Below are 602 nucleotides of genomic sequence, written 5' to 3'. Positions count from 1 at the left end.
CTTCACCTCCAAACTAGATACTGTATATAAAAACAGTATTGTTTATAATTTCCTCCTAGTCAATATTCGTGCTCCTTCGTTTACGGGAATTACATCAGCCCTAAGCCTGTGTAGTGCTCAGGATATTTATGGATGATTTGTTTTAGATAATTTTGATGCTCACGCAGCGCGTTGACACATTCTCTGGACAACAATCCTTGATACACCCATTTCTCCAACTCAAGCAAGGCGTAAGGTATCGACCAAGCTTGGCGATATGGGTGATGAGTCGTAAGCACATCGAATGCGTTAGCCACCGCAACGATTTGCGCTGCAATTGGGATCGCCTCTTTCTTCAAACCGTACGGATAACCAGAACCATTAAGGTTTTCGTATTGGTACGTAATCATCTGCAAAAACAGCGTCACGCTTGGGTGAACTGGATTACCAATACGCGCCACTATATCGTCTGCAGATTCGATACACTGCTCGATATGTTGAAGAAGAATCGCCTCCTGCTCTCTCGTGTAACGTGTTCTACTACAGGCTATTTCTATCGGCAGTTGAATATCGCTCAATGCATGAAACTGCGCAAACGTACCAATATGCTCAACCGTTTCGTC

The 602-nt window shown here is 43.9% G+C and carries 1 protein-coding gene; it reads right to left on the bottom strand.

The genetic code is table 11. The features are described from left to right. Positions 1 to 89: 89 nt before the first annotated feature. Positions 90 to 602 (bottom strand): HD-GYP domain-containing protein (locus tag R7Q48_RS28945; protein ID WP_318133798.1); only part of this gene is annotated, 513 nt, incomplete at its 5' end.

The sequence above is a fragment of the Vibrio sp. 378 genome (assembly GCF_033339435.1).
Note: the sequence above shows the minus strand (reverse complement) of the source record. Positions and strands in the feature narration are given on the sequence as shown.